Source organism: Brevibacillus sp. TJ4 (assembly GCF_044627595.2).
Lineage (GTDB): Bacteria > Bacillota > Bacilli > Brevibacillales > Brevibacillaceae > Brevibacillus.
The window spans coordinates 2255728-2272596 of sequence record NZ_CP185865.1 but is presented as its reverse complement, the minus strand read 5'-3'; the positions used below and the strand labels follow the sequence as shown (position 1 = coordinate 2272596).

The following is a 16869-nucleotide window of genomic DNA, read 5'->3' as shown; positions in this document are numbered from 1 at the left end:
TACGGTTATAAAAGTTTGAAAATTCGATAAACTTAGGAGGAGATGGAGGTGAAACATTCGGATATGGCCGAGCTGATGATTTGCCGCTGCGAAGAGGTGACGCTCGATTCGATTCTCGATTGTGTGCAGCAGGGAGCGTGTACGGCAAAAGAAATCAAACTTCGCACCCGTGCCGGAATGGGGATATGTCAAGGAAGGACATGTCGTCCGCTGATCGAGGGGATGCTTGCGAGTCTTTTTCCTGCTGCGCCTGTCCGCATGTCCTGCCGCTCGCCCATTCGTCCGACGCTGCTCTGCGATCTGGCTGCTCTGCCACACGGACCCGAAACGGCAAGAGCGGAGGACTGAATACTGCACGCAAGAGGGAAAAGGAAGGGAGCAGACGACATGCTGACAGCAGATGCAGTAGTGATCGGCGGGGGCGTGATCGGCACGTCAATCGCCTACCGCCTGGCAGTGCAGGGCAGAACGGTTATGTTGGTTGACAAAGGAGGGATCGGCGAGCAAACGTCCGGCTCCTGCGACAAAGGCGTGTTCTTGCAGTCGAAAAAGCCCGGTATTCACTTGGAGCTGGCCAAGGCGAGCAGAGAGGTGTTCGAGCATCTGGAAGAGGAATTGGGAATGTCCATTTCCTTTCGCCGCAGCGGCGGGATGATCGTGATTGAAACAGAGGAGCAGCGGGAACGGCTAGAGAGCTTCGTCCAGCAGCAGCAGGAGGCGGGTGTGCCGGTGCAGTTGCTGGAGAAAGAAGAGGCGTTCCGGCATCAGCCTGCACTGTCCCGTCATATCGTCGGGGCGACCAGGTGCGACCTGGATGCGGAGGTGAATCCGCTGCACTTGTCACATGCCTTCGCTACAGCAGCCGTACGCTCCGGCGCCAGGTTGATGACACATACGGAGGTAACGGGAATTGGATGCAGCCACGGGCAGGTCAGAGAGGTCGTGACCACGCGAGGAACGATCTCCACGGAGGTGGTCGTCAATGCAGCAGGCCCATTCGCAGCGGCGGTCGCAGCGATGGCAGGGCTGCGTATTCCGGTAAAGCCACGTCGCGGGATGATTTTGATTAGCGAGAAAACAGCACCACTGATCCGCGGCAGCATGCTTTGCGCCCGGTACATTTTGGCCAAACACCAAACGCCTGCAACGAACGGGGGACAGGAGCCCAACTTGCATGGAATCGGCCTTTCGCTCGGGCAGACGGAGTCGGGAAATCTTTTGATCGGGGGCAGCCGGGAGTTCAAAGGCTTCGACGCCGCCTACGATCCCGCTCTCGCATCCGCGATCGCCCGCCATGCCGTGCGCATCGTGCCAGCTTTGGCAGGATTGCGGATTATTCGCACGATGATCGGCTTTCGGCCCTACACCGGAGACGGGCTGCCGATTGTCGACGAGATGCCGGAGGTAAAAGGGTTGATCGTCGCTGCCGGACATGAGGGCGACGGAATTGCGCTTGCGCCGATTAGCGGGCTGTTGGTGGCTGATTTGCTCGAGGGAAGGAGGCGGTATGCGCATGTTCTGAAACACCTGGCACTGTCCCGGTTTGCGCATGACGTAGCAGCAGAGTAGAAAAAAGGGGGGATTGACGTGACGTTGGCTGCGATGACCTGGGTGATCAGCATTGTACTGTGCGCTGTGTTTATCATCGTTTCGATCAAGATGCGGGAGAAGGCCGGGAACAGCTTTTTTCACTTCGCCATCGCCGGCGGTACATTGCCGTTTTTTCTGGTGCTGTTTACCGACATCGCCACGATTATGGGCGTGGGCAATTTTGTCGGGCATGCCGCCAAAGGATATGAGATCGGCTATGCCAATATCCCGTTTGTCGTAGGTGAACAAGGGGCGAAAATTCTCTTTGCGCTTTTGTTTGCCGGATTTGCCGGGCGCTTTACGTACATCACGATCGCGGAGCTGATGAATGATCTGCTGGTGCGCGATCGGGTGTCGCGGGCAATCATCGGCATCCTGACTGCCTCGATTATGATTGCGTGGATTGGCGGGCAGGGAAAAGGGCTCGGCGATCTGTTTGCCGTGTTCACCGGGGCCAATCCCGTACCGATCATCATTTTCTTTTCCGCGGTATTTATTTTGTACACCTGCATCGGCGGGATTTACTCAGTGGTGTGGACGGAGCTGATTCAAGGCGGAATGATTATCGCGATTGCCTTGTTTTTCTACTATCAGGTGTTTGCCAAGGTTGATTTCAGCCTGGCTACCTTGCAGGCGAGACTAGAGGACGTCGGTGCGGGACATCTGGCGCAGATGAACTTGTCGCTGGTTGAGGTGCTAACGCTGTTTGTTACGGGATGTTTTGGGATTCTCGCTGCCCAAGTATACTGGCAGCGCTGCTTCGCCGCCAAGGATGGCCGCACTGCCAGCCGGGCGATGTTCTACTCCGGCATCGTGGCGATCGTCTTCACCGTATTGACGACCTTGGTCGGGCTGGTTGCAAAGGTGCAAAATCCAGGGCTGGAAGCAAGCCAGGCGATGCCGTGGATGATAATGAACCAGATGTCGGCGTTTTCCACGCTCCTGCTCTTTACACTCGTTTTCGTCGCTGCCATTTCCAGTGCCGCTTCGCTGCTTCACTCTGCTTCCGTCATCATCGTTAACGATTTGATCAGACCTTTTGTCCCGCACAAAGCGGATCGCGAACTGGTCTCATACGCCCGCCTGCTCGTCATTCTCGTCGGCATTTTCTCCGTGACGGCTGCTTTGTGGGCAGATTCGATCATCGGCTTGTTTTCGCTCGCGTACACGATGGCTGGAGGCGGCGTTATCCCGGTGCTGCTGGTCGGTCTGCTGTGGAAGAGGCAGCGCAGCCAGGCATTTGCGATGGGGATGCAAAATTCCCGTCTGTCGCCGTGGGGAGCGAGAATCGGGCTGATTTCCGGTTCTGTCTGCTCTCTGACACTGGGCATACTGTGGGGTGTGCTCGTCTCGGCGGCAGTGGCGATTTTGCTGTCGCTGTTTTTGCCGGGGAGCAGGACAGATGCAGCGGAAACGAGGCAAGGCTGATCGAAGCGGTAGCATCAGGTGCACTGGAAGTCTTTTCATCCCGCCCGCTTTTGCGTACAATGAACGGTGAAGAGAACGTGCAGCAAACAAAGCCGAAAAGGGAGGCTCTCGCATGGAAAAGAAACAGGAAGCACCGCTCCCTGAACTGGAACAGCTTCTGTATAAATATACAGAGCTGCTGACTGGGGAAGCGACGGAGCAGCGCGTGGAAATGGTCAAGACGTGGATTTTGTACACGCATATGTCCAAGACCATGCCCCCATTGGTGCAGCACTGGGCGAGTGAACCTGCTCACGCAGAAGCGCGCGACACGATCCGAGGGATAATTGAGCAGATTAAGCAGTGGAACAAGGAGAAAAACCAGACGCATTAGAGGTTGATCTAGGTTCGTGCAAGTGATCTATCTATACAGGAGGATGCTATGTCAACAGAAGTGACCCGCCTGATTCAGTCCCACCGATCGATTCGCAAGTATACAGATGCCCCCATCCCCCAGGAGGTGCTGGAAGACGTCCTCGCCAGTGTGCAATGGGCGCCGTCCTCGCACAATGTGCAGGCGTACAGTGTAATCATCGTGCGCAGCCAGGAGGCGAAGCAGCAATTGGCCATGCTGGCGGGGGGACAGAAATGGGTCGAGGAATGTCCGGTATTCCTCGTCTTTTGCGCGGACTTGTACAAGCTGAAACACGCCTGCGAGATGAATGGCGAGCAGCTTGCCCCGGAAGGTGTGGAAAATCTCTTGGTAGCTGCGATCGATACCGCATTGGCAGCGGAGAATGCGCTGATCGCTGCCCGTTCGCACGGTTTGGGCGGCGTAATGATCGGCGGCATCCGCAACAATCCGCGCGGTGTCGCTGACGTGCTGGGCCTGCCGTCGCTGACCATCCCGATCATGGGCATGTGCCTGGGATACCCTGACCAGGATGTTGAACAAAAACCGCGTCTGCCAAAGCGCGCGGTGTTCCACGAGGAGCGCTACCAGAGCGAGGGGATTGCCGAGGCTTTGGAGGAGTATGAGCGGATTTCTGCCGACTACTATGAGCGGCGCACCCGAGGCAAAGTTACGGACGGCTGGACGAAGCAAATGGCCGACTACGTCAACAAGCCGCGCCGCACGCACATGAAGCAATTTGTCGAAGAACAAGGCTACAAACTGACGTAAAAAACTTACGTTCGTCAGTGATGATTACATGCGATCATGGAAAACTGTGACAGGGAGGGCCGATCTGACGGATCGGCACTCTTCTTTTTCTCGATGGCAGCAGCTAAGGAGGTTCCCTTTGTGGGAAGAGAAGCAAAGCAAACAGCATGGCTTATTGCCAGTCTGGTCCTGATTTGGGGCTTGTGCTGGCCCATTTATAAAGTGGCTTTATCGTACACGCCGCCAATTTTATTTGCGGGCATGCGCACCTTGTTTGGGGGTGTGCTCATGGCACTTTTCCTGTTGCCGCATTGGAAACGGATCGAATGGCGAAAAAATTGGCTCATTTATTGTATTTCCGCTTTTTTCAACACGTTTTTGTTTTACGGCATGCAAACGGTTGGGCTCGTCTACTTGCCCGGAGGACTTTTCTCCGTCCTGGTGTATTTGCAGCCCGTACTGATCGGCGTTTTCGCCTGGATTTGGCTGGGCGAAAAAATGACGGCTCTCAAAGGGGGCGGACTTGTCATCGGCTTTTTGGGCGTTGCGGCGATCAGCGCAGATGGCTTTACCGGCAGCATTTCGCTGTTTGGCGTGGTCCTTGCCTTGCTCACTGCAATCGCATGGGCACTGGGGGTCATCTACGTGAAAAAGGTGAGTCCGAAAGTCGATTCGCTCTGGCTGATCGCCATGCAGTGCGTGATTGGCGGGCTGGTTTTGAGCGGATTGGGCTTGGGGATGGAAGACGTCGCCAGCATCGAGTGGAACGGACTGTACTTGCTTGGCTTGCTGTACGGTACCGTTCTCGGTGTGCCGATCGCCTTTCTTCTCTACTACAAACTCGTCAATGAAGGCGAAGCGAGCAAGGTGGCGTCTTTTACTTTCCTCGTACCCTTGATTGCAGTCCTGATCGGAACGATCTTCCTGAAAGAAGCGGTTACGGTCGGGCTGTGTATCGGACTCGTGCTGATAGTCTTCAGCATATACCTGGTAAATCGTCCCTCAAAGCAGGGCAAGTCAGGAAAACAGTCGCTGACGAAACCGGGCATGACCGGCACGGACAATATGTAGCGAGCTTGCTGCTGGCTTTTTCCTACTCATGCGTGAATTTTCAAGCTATAATGGTTGTACGACAATTTTTCGGGATGGGGGACAAGAGATGAGCTACAGCACTAAGATTCTCGTATACACGCCAAGCGAACCGGAGGAGTATGCGGCGATGATTCGACAGGCAGGCTACACTGCGGTCGATTCCGCTTCCACGCCGGAAGAAGCGGAGAAAAAATTGAACGGGACAGAGGTCATCATCTCCTGGAAGTTTCCCTTGCATCTGCTCGAGCGTCCGGAGGCAAAAACCGTCAAGTGGATTCAGTCGCTTGGCGCCGGAGTCGACGATCTGGCCAGTTCGCCGTCGATCAATGAGCAGGTTGTCATTTCGCGCATCGTCGACCAATTCGGGCCTCCGATGTCCGAATACGTCTTCGCCCATTTGCTGTACACCTACCAGGACCTGGCGAGAAGCCGCGCATCGCAGCAGGAAAAGCAGTGGCAGCCGTTTGTCACCGAGATTTTGCACGGGAAAACAATCGGGATTGCCGGAATCGGCTCGATCGGCAAAGAAATCGTCAAAAAGGCACGCGCTTTCGATATGACTGTCTACGGCTTGAGCTATTCGGGAAAAGATGCGCAGCTCGTCGATCGTCACTTCGGACCGGACCAATGGCTTGAGTTCGTTCGGGAGCTGGATGTGCTCGTGCTGATCCTGCCGCTGACCGATCAGACCCGCCATGTCGTCAACCGGGATGTCTTGCTGGCTATGAAGCCTTCCGCGACACTCGTCAATATCGGCAGAGGCCATCTGATTGCCGAGGACGAACTGATAGAGGTGTTGCGGGCTGGACATCTGCGGGCAGCGATTCTCGATGTCTTCCAGCAAGAACCGCTCCCTGCCGACAGTCCGCTCTGGCAATTGCCCAACGTCTACGTGACACCGCATATGTCCGGACCGAGTACACAGGAGAGAATCGGCCAGTACCTGCTGGACAATCTCGCCCGCTACGGACGGGGCGAGGCTCTCCAAGGCGTCGTGGACAGAGGAGCAGGCTACTAGGACTAGGAACGAAACTGAATAGCAGGATGTTCAACCCCTGTCGAAGACGAGTGTACGCCGTCACGGACAGGGGTTGTTTTGTTGGGCGACGGATAAAATGTGCGGAAAGCATCATAATGTAGATGACTTTATCTGGCAAGGAGGATGTGGATCGTACATGTCAAAGTTTGCACATTGGAACAAACAGTATATCGGCGGTACATGGCGGGAAGGACGCAGCGAAACTGTCCATACCGACTATAATCCCTACGATGAAAGCACGTTGACGCAAATTCGCCTGGCCAATGTCGAGGATATAGACGAGGCCTACAAGGCGGCCAAGGAAGCGCAGGTGGAATGGGCGCAAATCAACCCGTACCAACGCGTCGCGATCATGGAGAAAGCTGCCGCCTTGCTGCTCGAACGGCGGGAGGAAATTATCGAGATTCTCATCCATGAAAACGGGGCCTCCCATCTCAAGGCGAATATCGAGGCAGATGCGGCATTGGGCATACTCAAAGAGGCCGCGACCTTCCCGATCCGCATGCAAGGCAAAATCATGCCTTCGGTCATTCCAGGCAAGGAAAACCGGATTTACCACAAGCCAGCCGGGGTAGCGGGAATTATCAGCCCGTTCAACTTTCCGTTTCACCTGACGATGCGCTCATTGGCGCCTGCCCTCGGTGCCGGCAACGGGGTAGTGCTGAAGCCCGACCTGCAAACCTTGATCTCAGGCGGTCTGTTTTTAGCCAAGCTGTTTGAGGATGCGGGTATTCCCAAAGGATTGTTCAACGTCACGGTTTGCAAAAGTGCCGAAATCGGCGATGCCTTCGTCGAGCATCCGATCCCGCAAATTATTTCGTTTACCGGCTCGACTCCCGTAGGACGGCATATCGGCGAGTTGTGCGGACGGCATCTGAAGCGGGTCGCGCTGGAATTGGGGGGCAACAACGTGATGATCGTGCTCAAGGATGCCGACATCGAGAGGGCGGCCGCTGCTGCAGCATTCGGGAAGTTTTTGAACAGTGGACAAATTTGCATGTCGCTCAACCGGATCATCGTCGAGCGTCCGGTCTATGACCAATTTCTCAACGCGTTTGTGAAAAAAGCGTCACAACTGGCTTATGGCGATCCACGCAACAAGGATGTGGTAGTAGGTCCGCTGATCAACCACAGACAGGTGGAGCGCATCCAGAAATTGGTGGAGCAAAGCATCGCGGCGGGTGCCAAGTACGCCTTGCAAGGAAAAGTGGAAGGAAATGTCTTCCCGCCGACCATTTTGTCCCATGTCACCAATGATATGCCGATCGCGCAGGAAGAGATTTTCGGGCCAGCCGTTGGCGTTATCATGGTCGAGGATGAGGAAGAGGCGATTCGCGTAGCCAATGACAGCGAGTACGGGCTGAGCGGTGCTGTGCATGCGGGTTCGATCGAGCATGGCGTGGAAGTGGCGCAGAGAATCGAAACCGGTATGATTCACGTCAATGACCAGGGTGTCAACGACGAGCCGATCGTCGCATTCGGCGGTGAGAAGGCCTCCGGGCTGGGCCGCTACGGTGGCGAATGGGCGCTGCATGAATTCACGACTGTAAAATGGATTTCCGTACAGACCAAGCCGAGGGAATATCCGTTCTAGCAAGAAGCAAGAAACCGGGCTGCCTACCGTTTTTCCAACGGCGGGACAGCCCGGTTTGCGTGTTACGACTTTTGCAACTCGGTGTTCGGATCGGCCTTTCCCAAAAAGCGGTGGTAGAACAGCTCGACCACTCCGAGGACGATCACTGTCAGCAGAAGCTCGCCCCAGGACAGCGGCCAGTCGAAGAATGCAGCCAGCGCCCACAAATAGACGAAAGCGAGAATCGCATCAGCAATCGTTGCGACCGTATTGTTTGTAGCGCGCAAAATCAGTTGGTCTCCAATCAGGTAGGCAATGATGGTCAGCCCCAGAGCGGCGAATACGCTGGTCCAAAATGTGGTCTGGGCAAACCAGTACAAAAAGGGAACCAGGATGATCCCGTTTAGTAAGACTTTTACCAAAAAACGACCCACATGAACAACTCCCTTCTCAATTTGTGAAGGAGCTCCGTCTCCTTAACATGTGTCAAGATGATGGTTCACGATTAAATTGCGACAAGACGGGAGAACTTATACACATTCCGAGTACAGGACGGCCAAAACGAGCAAAATAAGCACGTATTCTTACTGAGGAGTGAATGTGATGGCAGCAGACGAAAATCGTCCGAAGCAAGAAGTAAACGAGGAACTGAGCATATTAGGAACGCATATGGCGGGGGCAACCGATTTGTTCCAAACGAGAAAAGCACCGGAAAACTCGCAGATCGACCCGCCTCCGCACCCGGGAGGGACTGGTACAGGCTCCGCTACATAACGGCGTCTGGGAACGGAAACGATACTGTAGGGGTCAATACTGACCCAAACCGTTAGGAGGGATACCAGAATGCAACGATATGCCGCCCATGAATTTCTCGAGACACAGGAAGCGCTTCGTACGAAACATGCAGAGATCGAACTGCACGGATTATTAGCAGAGATGGCACAGGACCCGCACTTGAAAAACATGATTCTGAAGCATCAGCGCATGGTGCTCACCGCGTACCAGCAAGGAATCAACCTGTTGGCTGGAAAAGGTGTACAAGTCACGGCAACAATGGCTCATCCGATGCAAATGCAAATGCAGCGCACCGAACCGACCACAGTAGGTCTTCGCCAGCCGCAAATGCCGCAGCCTAATCCGCACCCGACACGCCTCTCTGACATGACGATTAGCACGATCATGCTGAACTGGCACAAGTCGGGTTCCGCAGTGAGCATGCTGTGGGCGAATGAGTGTGTCGATCCGCAAATCCGGCAGTACCACGTCAATGGCGCGAACATGTGTCAGGAAATGGCTTACGAGACGTGGCAGTACATGAACATGAAAGGCTATTACCAGGCACCTCAATTGGCTGATCATACAATGCAGACGATGATCGGCGCATTCCAGCAGCAACCTGCGGTCATGTAGCGAAGACGATACCAGTGCGTGTCCTTTTGGAGCGCACTGGTTTTTTTCTATTGCTCCATTGACAGCGAAAAATGATTGCAGTATTATCTTTTTAACGATTTGTTATTAACATATTGATAATAACAAAGGGGCAATAACATGGAGAACAACGAAAAACGGACAAAATCTGTACCACAGACCGAACAGCAGTTTCTCAAGGAGTACGATGTCAACAAGTACCTGCGTCCTTCCGTGTCGGTCGACATGCTGCTTTTCACCGTGATGGAGCAAAAGACGGAAAATTACCGCAAGCTCGCGGACAAGGCGCTGAACATTCTGCTAGTGAAGCGCAGCGAGCATCCTTTTCAGGGAAAGTGGGCATTGCCGGGAGGGTTTGTATCCGCTGACGAGAGCATCGACGAAGCTGCCATCCGGGTGCTGAAAAAGGAAACGAACATCAGCAATGTGTATCTGGAGCAATTGTACACATGGGGCGATCTGGGGCGCGACCCGCGCACGAGAGTGATCAGTTGCTCGTACATGGCTTTGATCAACAGCGAGCTGTACCAGGTGCAGCCTGGGGAGGATGCCGAAGACGCACAGTGGTTTCGGGTGGAGGACAAGTGGACGCAGAAAAAAACGACAGCAACAGAAAAGGGCTTTATTGTCGAGAAGTGGGTGGAGCTGCGACTGGGCAACGAGACGGATTTCGCCTCGGCTACGGTGAAAGTGAGCAAAACGGTGGAGCAAGGGATTTCCAGCGTATCCCAGGAGATCGTGGAATCGCACAACCTCGCTTTCGATCACGCCAAAATGATTGTGTATGCGCTGGAGAGGCTGCGCAACAAGGTCGATTACACCGACATCGCCTTCCACCTGCTTCCTGAGCTGTTCACCTTGTCTGACTTGCAGCAAGTCTTTGAGGTCATCCTCGGGAAAGAACTATTGGCCGCGGCATTTCGCCGGAAGATCGCCGACAAGGTACAGGAGACGAACCACATCCGCCGCAATGCAGGGCATAGGCCGTCGAAATTGTACAAATACAATCCCAACTGGGAACCGGATCAGTAGGGACAGTCCGACCGCCCTTGGGAACCAGGCATGATTGCAGCGTCAGCAGAGCGCCAGGCGCCTTTGCTGCGATGATTCGGTAAAAATAGAATAAGGGGAGGATTCACCATGTTCCGCGATTGGACATTATTTGAAAAAGTGTGGCTTTGCCTGTTTACCGTCGTCAACATTTACTTGTTCTTTGCCTTCGAGGATTCCTTGCTTGGGCTGATTTCTTCATTAACAGGCATGATGTGCGTAGTGCTCGTAGCCAAAGGGAAAATCTCCAACTACTACTTTGGCATCATCCAGACGTCTACCTATGCGTATATTGCGTTTGGCTACGGGTTGTACGGGGAAGCGATGCTAAACGGTCTGTTTTACCTGCCTGTCCAGTTCATCGGCTTGTACATGTGGTCGAAAAACCGCGCATCCGTCAGCAGCATCGGCGAGGACGTGGCAGTTAAGCGGCTGAGCAAAAAAGGCTGGCTCTACCTTGCCGGAATTGCCATTGCAGGCAGCATCTTGTACGCAGAGCTTTTGCACTACATCGGCGGCCAGCAGGTGCGCCTCGATTCGGCAGCCGTCGTACTCTCGATTCTCGCACAAATCCTCATGCTCAAACGGTATGCCGAGCAATGGGTGCTGTGGATTGCAGTCAATGTCCTGTCGATCTTGCTGTGGGTAGTCACGCTCGTTTCGCAAGGCGGCAATGATTTGAACATGGTCGTGATGTGGACCGCCTTCCTCGTCAACTCTATCTATGGCTATGTAAATTGGCTCAAAATGGAGAAAGCACAGGGGGTATTGCAGCAATGATCAGCGGAAAGGTAGGGATGTACGGGGGGAAATTCCTCCCGTGCCCCCATATGGGTCATGTATACGCGATGATCCGCGCATCGACCATGGTAGAGGAACTGCACGTCATCGTTTCGCATGACGGAGCAGCAGAACAAGCATTGTGTGCGGGCAGCAAAGTAGCGCACGTGCCGTTTCGCATCCGGCTGCGCTGGTGGACGCAGTTGACGAAAGACATGCCGCATGTCCATGTCCACGCCGTTTACGAGCAGCAGACGGGGCAATTTTCCGACTGGGAGAGAGGCGCAGAAGGAATTCGCGCTGCGATCGGAAAGCCGATTGATACGGTGTTCAGCTCGGAGCATGCCTATACGGACATTTTCCGCAAGCTGTATCCCGACGCCCGCCATGTCGTAATCGACGCCGAGCGGTCCGCCTATCCGATCTCTGGCACCAAGCTGCGAGACGAAGGGGTAATGAAGCACTGGCATATGCTGCCGGATGTCGTAAAACCCTATTTTGCCAAAAAAGTGGTCGTCGTCGGTACGGAAAGCTGCGGGAAGTCGACGCTCGTCCGCAATCTGGCCACTCTCTACAACACGACGTACGTGGAGGAATGGGGCCGCACGTATTACGAAAGGCTGGGGGACTGCGAGACGATTACACTGCCGCAGGATTACCCGGAAATTGCGTATGCGCACAAGCACCAGGAAAACGTGCAATTGGAAAAAGCAAACAAGGTGCTGTTTATCGATACCGAAGCAATCGTGACCCAGTATTTCTCCATGCTGTACCTGAATCAGCGCCAGCCGGTCCTCGACGAGGTAGCGCGCTTGCAGCAATACGACCTGTGGCTTTTTCTCGAACCGGATGTAAAATGGGTCGACGATGGTACCCGTTCGTTCGGCGACCAGCAGATTCGGGAGAACAACAACGCCTTGCTCAAGCAATTGCTGGATGAGTTTGGCGTCCGCTACACATGCATTGCGGGGAACTACCAGGAGCGGCTGGAGCAGGCCATCCGCTGTGTCGACGAATGTTTGGAAAGATGATGCGGATGATGCAAGAGCGCCATGTGCAGCGGATAACGCGGCAGGATCACCGTGAGTTCGGCATGACGGGCGGCGCAAGCAGAAAAACGAAAACAGGTTGCCGTTTTGAGCCGGCAACCTGAACGTGGTAAAGCATGTATCGTAATCGGTGATTGCACAATTAGCGCTGGAAGAACTCGATCCATTCGCCTTCTGGACCATTTATAAAAAAATAGCGGTAGCCATTCGGCAGGGTGACGATTTCTTCGTCGATAAACTTCGCTCCCACATTTTTGACGCGCTCGTATTCCTCTTCCAGATTCTCCACATGCACAGCAAAGTGATGAACCTTGCCCTCTGTCGGCAGATTGTCGTTGTATCCGTGAATGATCTCCAGTTCCGTCTCGTCGGAATTGCCAAAGCCGAGGAAGGCAAGCTGAAAGATTCCGTTGGTGTGCGTGATTCTGCCCTTCAGTTCAAAGCCGACAACCGTTTGATAAAATTCGATCGCCTTTTCAAAATCTTTTACGATCAAGCCAACGTGGTCGATGCGTTTCTTCGCCATTTCGCTCTCCCATCTTCATCAATGATTTGTTTGCTATCATTTAATACCGATTAAACATAGTTGTCAAGTAAGAATTATTTCAGAGCAGTGAAATCGTTTCCGCGGCTGTCCGTTTCTAACACCTTCGCCATCCGGAGAAGCGCGTATAAAACCATTGGATCGAAAAACTTATCTTTTGGCAAAGTTGGGGAAAGGGGAGTTGACGCGGGAAATACGAATGCTTCTTTGCTCTCCTGTTTCCAGCCAGTTTCATCGAGAAACCACATGTACCGAACAGATTGGTGCCCGGTGGTTTTTTTCTGTTTCATAATATGGAAAATAAAGTGTTATATAAACAGTCTCTGTTCTTTGTTTGCAATGGTTCCTTATTATCAATTTTTATACATTTTATTATAGATTCGTATTGAATGAACAACTTACATGATGATAGAATTTTCGTAATTGTCAGACATAAAAATAGAGATAGACAGGCAGTGGTGGGAATCGCTTATATACAAGGGGGTCAGTGTATGATGAAAAAGCCGTTTAAACAATTGCTAGTTTCGAGTCTCGTGTGTGCTCTCGCACTCGCTGCATGTTCACCGGCAGGGCAACAGAGCAACACAACGCCAAATCCATCAGAAACGACAGGTGGAGCAAAAGGGGAAATTGTCGTAGCGGTTGTTTCGGAACCAGACTCTCTCGATGTCCACAAAACCTCGTCCATTGGGGAAACAACAGAGCATCTGTACGCAACATTGTTCAAACGGGATCTGGATGGCAAAATCGTTCCGAACCTGGTAAAAGAGTATGAAGTTGGAGATGGAGGGAAGGAAGTCACCTTTCACCTGAAAGAGGGAGCAGTCTTCCATTCCGGGAATCCGATCAACGCAGAAGCAGTGAAAAAATCGTTTGAGCGTTTCCTGGAAAACTCTCCGTTCGCATCGAATGCCGGAACGATTACAAACATCGAAGTTCTCGGCGAATATTCGTTTAAATTGACATGGGAAGAACCGTACGCGCCGTTTTTCAGCAATGCCACATCCGCCTATCTGGCGCCTCTGGATGTAGCTGCGATGGAGGGCGGCTCTGACAGAATGCCGGTTGCCGCAGGTCCTTTGGAGCTGGTCGAGGTCAAACGCGGGGATTCCGTTGTGTACAAGCCTTTTGAGAAGTATGAGTGGGGAGGCGGAGAACCCGGCTTTAGCCAGGTAACCTACCGCTTCATCCCGGATGACGAGACGCGAATCCTGGAATTCAAGCGGGGAAGCGTCAACGTCCTGCTGGATGTCCCCTTTCAATACGTAGAAGAACTGGAAAAAGAACCAGGTGTAGAACTGGAACGGGTATCTGATTACGTCATGTACTACCTCGGCTGGAACAACAAGCTGCCGATCTTCCAGGACGTAAGGGTACGCGAGGCAATCGCGCTGGCCGTAGATCGCGATCCGCTGATTCAAAATGCACTGCGGGGAGCAGGGCAGCCTGTATTTGGTCCACTTCCGGCAGTCGTCAACGGACACAACCCGGCGATTGAGGAAAAGGCCCGCCAAAAATTCGCGCAAGACAAGGAAAAGGCAAAACAGCTTTTGGCAGAAGCAGGCTGGAATCAGACAAACAGCGATGGAATTGTCATGAAGGATGGAAAACCGTTTTCGGTGGAGATGTGGGTGCAAAACGAACCGGTGATGCAGCGCGTCGCACAAATTTTGCAGCATCAATTGCATGAAATCGGCATTGACGTGAAATTGACGGTGAAGGAATCCGCAGCCATCATTGAGCAAACACCGCAAGGATCGCATCAGATGATTCTGTGGAGCTACGGCTGGTTCGACGCGGATGTCATGTATTTCCTGCTCTTCGGAAAAGGCAGATCGACCCGTCTGCATTACGAGGTCGATGAGCTGGACGAAATTCTGAGAAAAGCACGGGTGGAGATGGACCCTGCAGCACGTCAGCAACTGTATGACCAGGCGCAGGAGTACCTGCTCGAACAATCGCCATGGGTCCCTCTTTTCGTCCGGGAGAGCATCACGGCTGTACGCGGTCTGGAGAACTTCCAGAAACATCCGATCAGCAACAGAATTATTTGGGACAATGTAAAGGTGACAGAATAATCACAAAAAAGAAAGCAAAGTAAATGGGGGGGCTTCGGTTGCCGTCTTACCTGCTCAAGCGATTGTTTACGATGGGCATCACCTTGATCGGTGTATCCGTACTGGTATTTCTGATGCTCCATCTCATCCCCGGTGATCCGGTCCGCTATATTCTCGGTGACTTCGCGACGGAAGAGTCGATTCAACAACTGGAGAGCAAACTTGGCCTGGACAAGCCATTGCCGGTCCAATATCTCACGTATATGAAAGGCGTGTTCCAGGGCGATCTGGGAACCTCGTACGTGACGGGGTATACCGTGATCGAAGAGATTCTGAACCGCTTTCCGATTACCTTTCAGCTCGCTTTGTACAGTATTGTCTTTGGCTCGATTTTTGGAATCCTGATCGGCGTGATTGCAGCGATGAAACAAAATACGATTTTTGATCAGCTCGTGATGGCGATTTCCCTGATCGGGATTTCGGCCCCCAGCTTCTGGATCGCCTTGTTTCTCATGCTGCTGTTTGCCTATCATCTCGGCTGGTTTCCGATCTCGGGTTACAGCGGATTTTATTCGCTGATCCTGCCCTCCCTGACATTGGGGTTGGGGACGGCAGGAAATATCGCAAGGATGACGCGTTCCAGCATGCTGGAAGTAATCAAGCAGGACTACATTCGTACCGCCCAGGCAAAAGGGGCAAACCTGCTGCGTCTGATCTTCCGCCACAGCCTGCAAAACGCAATGATTCCGGTCACGACGTTGATTGGCTTGCAGTTCGGCGCTCTCATGGCGGGAGCGGTCGTGACGGAAACCGTTTTTGCCCTGCCGGGTCTGGGAAGCCTGATCGTCTCCGCGATCGCGACGCGGGACATGCCGACTGTGCAAGGATTGATTCTCTTTATGGCATTCCTGTTTATCGTGGTCAATTTGATCGTAGACATGCTCTACACAAAACTCGACCCGCGGATACGTTACGAGTAAAGGAAGACAAGGGAAATGGCAAGCTATTCGCATCTGCCGGATAGCTTGTCGCTCTCTTGTACGACCAAATGGAAACATAGGGAGGCTTGAGCCCTTTGGGGTACCAAGGCTTTTGCCTGCATCAAAAGGCGTGGCGCTAGCTGGATTGCCGCTGGGCAGGCGAATGTTGGAGCACACATCTCAAGAGGGGAGTTCAACCGGATGGATGCAAAAGTGGAAAGCAATGTACGAACCGTCGTGCCGGAGGAGGTGGAAACGGCAGCGGTATCGACAATTGCCATAGCCTGGAAAAAATTAAGAAAAAACAAAGGTGCCATCTTTGGCGGGGGCATATTGCTTTTTTTTGTCACCATCTCTGTTTTGGCGCCGGTTCTGGCACAATATCCGGTAAACGAGATGAGGTATGAGGAAGCCCTGCTGCCGCCAAGTGCCAGTCACTGGCTCGGAACGGATGAGTTTGGCAGGGACATATTCACGCGAATTCTGTACGGAGGCCGCGTCTCTTTGCTGATGGGCCTGGTGGCGGTCGCAATCGCCGGAAGCGTCGGCGTGCTGCTTGGCGTCATAGCCGGCTACTACCGGAAGCTGGACATTTACATTATGCAGGTGATGGATATTCTCCTGGCATTTCCTTCGTTGCTGATGGCGATTGCCATCGTAGCGGTACTTGGGGTAGGGCTGACGAATGCGATGATCGCCGTCGCGATTTCCGTCATCCCGTCATTCGTCCGTGTCGTCAGGGGATCGGTGCTGGCTGTCAGGGAGAAGGAGTACGTAGAATCTGCCAGGGCGTTAGGTGTCAGTGACGGCAAGATCATTTTCAAACACATCCTGCCCAACGTGGCTTCTCCGATTATTGTTTTGGCTACTGTGCAGTTCGGTTCCAGCATCTTGTCGGCAGCAGCTTTGAGCTTCCTCGGACTGGGGGCCCAGCCGCCCAATCCGGAATGGGGAGCACTGGTCTTTGTCGGAAAATCGTTCCTTACCCAGGCGTGGTGGATGACACTGTTCCCGGGATTGGCGATCATGCTGGTCGTGCTTGGTTTCAACCTGCTCGGAGATGGCTTGCGTGACGCTCTCGATTCCAGAATCAAATAGAGGAACGAACAGACGGGATA

18 protein-coding genes are annotated in these 16869 nt (G+C 53.4%); 16 read left to right on the top strand and 2 right to left on the bottom strand.

The window, feature by feature from the left end; translation table 11 throughout:
* Nucleotides 1-48: 48 nt before the first annotated feature.
* The 8 genes from ACAF76_RS11070 to ACAF76_RS11035 all read left to right on the top strand — a co-directional run bounded on the left by ACAF76_RS11070 (nt 49) and on the right by ACAF76_RS11035 (nt 7884).
* Complete coding sequence (locus tag ACAF76_RS11070; RefSeq protein ID WP_400163611.1) at nt 49-348, top strand: (2Fe-2S)-binding protein; 300 nt, start codon at nt 49-51, stop codon at nt 346-348.
* Between the two features lie 39 nt (nt 349-387).
* Nucleotides 388-1569 carry an NAD(P)/FAD-dependent oxidoreductase gene (locus ACAF76_RS11065; RefSeq protein ID WP_400163610.1) on the top strand — a complete coding sequence of 394 codons (1182 nt, stop codon included), beginning with the start codon at nt 388-390 and terminating at the stop codon, nt 1567-1569.
* A gap of 18 nt (nt 1570-1587) precedes the next feature.
* Complete coding sequence (locus ACAF76_RS11060) at nt 1588-3018, top strand: sodium:solute symporter (RefSeq protein WP_400163609.1); 1431 nt, start codon at nt 1588-1590, stop codon at nt 3016-3018.
* A gap of 112 nt (nt 3019-3130) precedes the next feature.
* Nucleotides 3131-3391, top strand: coding sequence for a DUF2573 family protein (locus ACAF76_RS11055; protein WP_400163608.1), 261 nt, complete (start codon nt 3131-3133; stop codon nt 3389-3391).
* 48 nt (nt 3392-3439) lie between these two features.
* Nucleotides 3440-4180, top strand: a complete 741-nt coding sequence (gene nfsA, locus ACAF76_RS11050) for an oxygen-insensitive NADPH nitroreductase (RefSeq protein WP_400163607.1) — start codon at nt 3440-3442, stop codon at nt 4178-4180.
* Nucleotides 4181-4300: 120 nt separating this feature from the next.
* Nucleotides 4301-5230: a DMT family transporter gene (locus tag ACAF76_RS11045; RefSeq protein WP_400163606.1), complete on the top strand. Its 930-nt coding sequence runs from the start codon at nt 4301-4303 to the stop codon at nt 5228-5230.
* Between the two features lie 88 nt (nt 5231-5318).
* Nucleotides 5319-6269 carry a D-2-hydroxyacid dehydrogenase gene (locus ACAF76_RS11040; RefSeq protein WP_400163605.1) on the top strand — a complete coding sequence of 317 codons (951 nt, stop codon included), beginning with the start codon at nt 5319-5321 and terminating at the stop codon, nt 6267-6269.
* 157 nt (nt 6270-6426) lie between these two features.
* Nucleotides 6427-7884: an aldehyde dehydrogenase family protein gene (locus tag ACAF76_RS11035; protein ID WP_400163604.1), complete on the top strand. Its 1458-nt coding sequence runs from the start codon at nt 6427-6429 to the stop codon at nt 7882-7884.
* A gap of 62 nt (nt 7885-7946) precedes the next feature.
* Here ACAF76_RS11035 and ACAF76_RS11030 read toward each other — a convergent pair whose 3' ends face one another.
* Nucleotides 7947-8297, bottom strand: a complete 351-nt coding sequence (locus tag ACAF76_RS11030) for a DUF2512 family protein (protein ID WP_400163603.1) — start codon at nt 8295-8297, stop codon at nt 7947-7949.
* A 169-nt stretch (nt 8298-8466) separates the two neighbouring features.
* Here ACAF76_RS11030 and ACAF76_RS11025 point away from each other — a divergent pair, with 169 nt between their 5' ends.
* From ACAF76_RS11025 to nadR, 5 genes are all read left to right on the top strand, one after another.
* Entirely contained in the window at nt 8467-8637 is a 171-nt protein-coding gene (locus ACAF76_RS11025) for a hypothetical protein (protein ID WP_400163602.1), read from the top strand.
* Between the two features lie 69 nt (nt 8638-8706).
* Nucleotides 8707-9273: a spore coat protein gene (locus tag ACAF76_RS11020; protein ID WP_400163601.1), complete on the top strand. Its 567-nt coding sequence runs from the start codon at nt 8707-8709 to the stop codon at nt 9271-9273.
* A 138-nt stretch (nt 9274-9411) separates the two neighbouring features.
* Nucleotides 9412-10323 carry an NUDIX hydrolase gene (locus ACAF76_RS11015; protein ID WP_400163600.1) on the top strand — a complete coding sequence of 304 codons (912 nt, stop codon included), beginning with the start codon at nt 9412-9414 and terminating at the stop codon, nt 10321-10323.
* A 108-nt stretch (nt 10324-10431) separates the two neighbouring features.
* Nucleotides 10432-11121 (top strand): nicotinamide riboside transporter PnuC, encoded by a 690-nt coding sequence (gene pnuC, locus ACAF76_RS11010; RefSeq protein WP_400163599.1) that lies wholly within the window; start codon nt 10432-10434, stop codon nt 11119-11121.
* Complete coding sequence (nadR, locus tag ACAF76_RS11005) at nt 11118-12152, top strand: multifunctional transcriptional regulator/nicotinamide-nucleotide adenylyltransferase/ribosylnicotinamide kinase NadR (protein ID WP_400163598.1); 1035 nt, start codon at nt 11118-11120, stop codon at nt 12150-12152. Before pnuC ends, nadR begins: the two co-directional genes overlap by 4 nt.
* A 160-nt stretch (nt 12153-12312) precedes the next feature.
* On the opposite strand, the gene ACAF76_RS11000 is transcribed toward nadR, so the two are convergent.
* Nucleotides 12313-12696, bottom strand: coding sequence for a VOC family protein (locus tag ACAF76_RS11000; RefSeq protein ID WP_400163597.1), 384 nt, complete (start codon nt 12694-12696; stop codon nt 12313-12315).
* Between the two features lie 512 nt (nt 12697-13208).
* Between ACAF76_RS11000 and ACAF76_RS10995 the strand changes: the two genes are divergently transcribed.
* From ACAF76_RS10995 to ACAF76_RS10985, 3 genes are all read left to right on the top strand, one after another.
* On the top strand, nt 13209-14792 hold the full coding sequence (locus ACAF76_RS10995) for an ABC transporter substrate-binding protein (RefSeq protein ID WP_400163596.1): 1584 nt from the start codon (nt 13209-13211) through the stop codon (nt 14790-14792).
* A 38-nt stretch (nt 14793-14830) separates the two neighbouring features.
* A complete protein-coding gene (locus tag ACAF76_RS10990; protein ID WP_400163595.1) occupies nt 14831-15751 on the top strand; it encodes an ABC transporter permease in 921 nt (306 codons plus the stop codon).
* Nucleotides 15752-15952: 201 nt separating this feature from the next.
* Nucleotides 15953-16849, top strand: a complete 897-nt coding sequence (locus ACAF76_RS10985) for an ABC transporter permease (protein WP_400163594.1) — start codon at nt 15953-15955, stop codon at nt 16847-16849.
* Nucleotides 16850-16869: the final 20 nt, after the last annotated feature.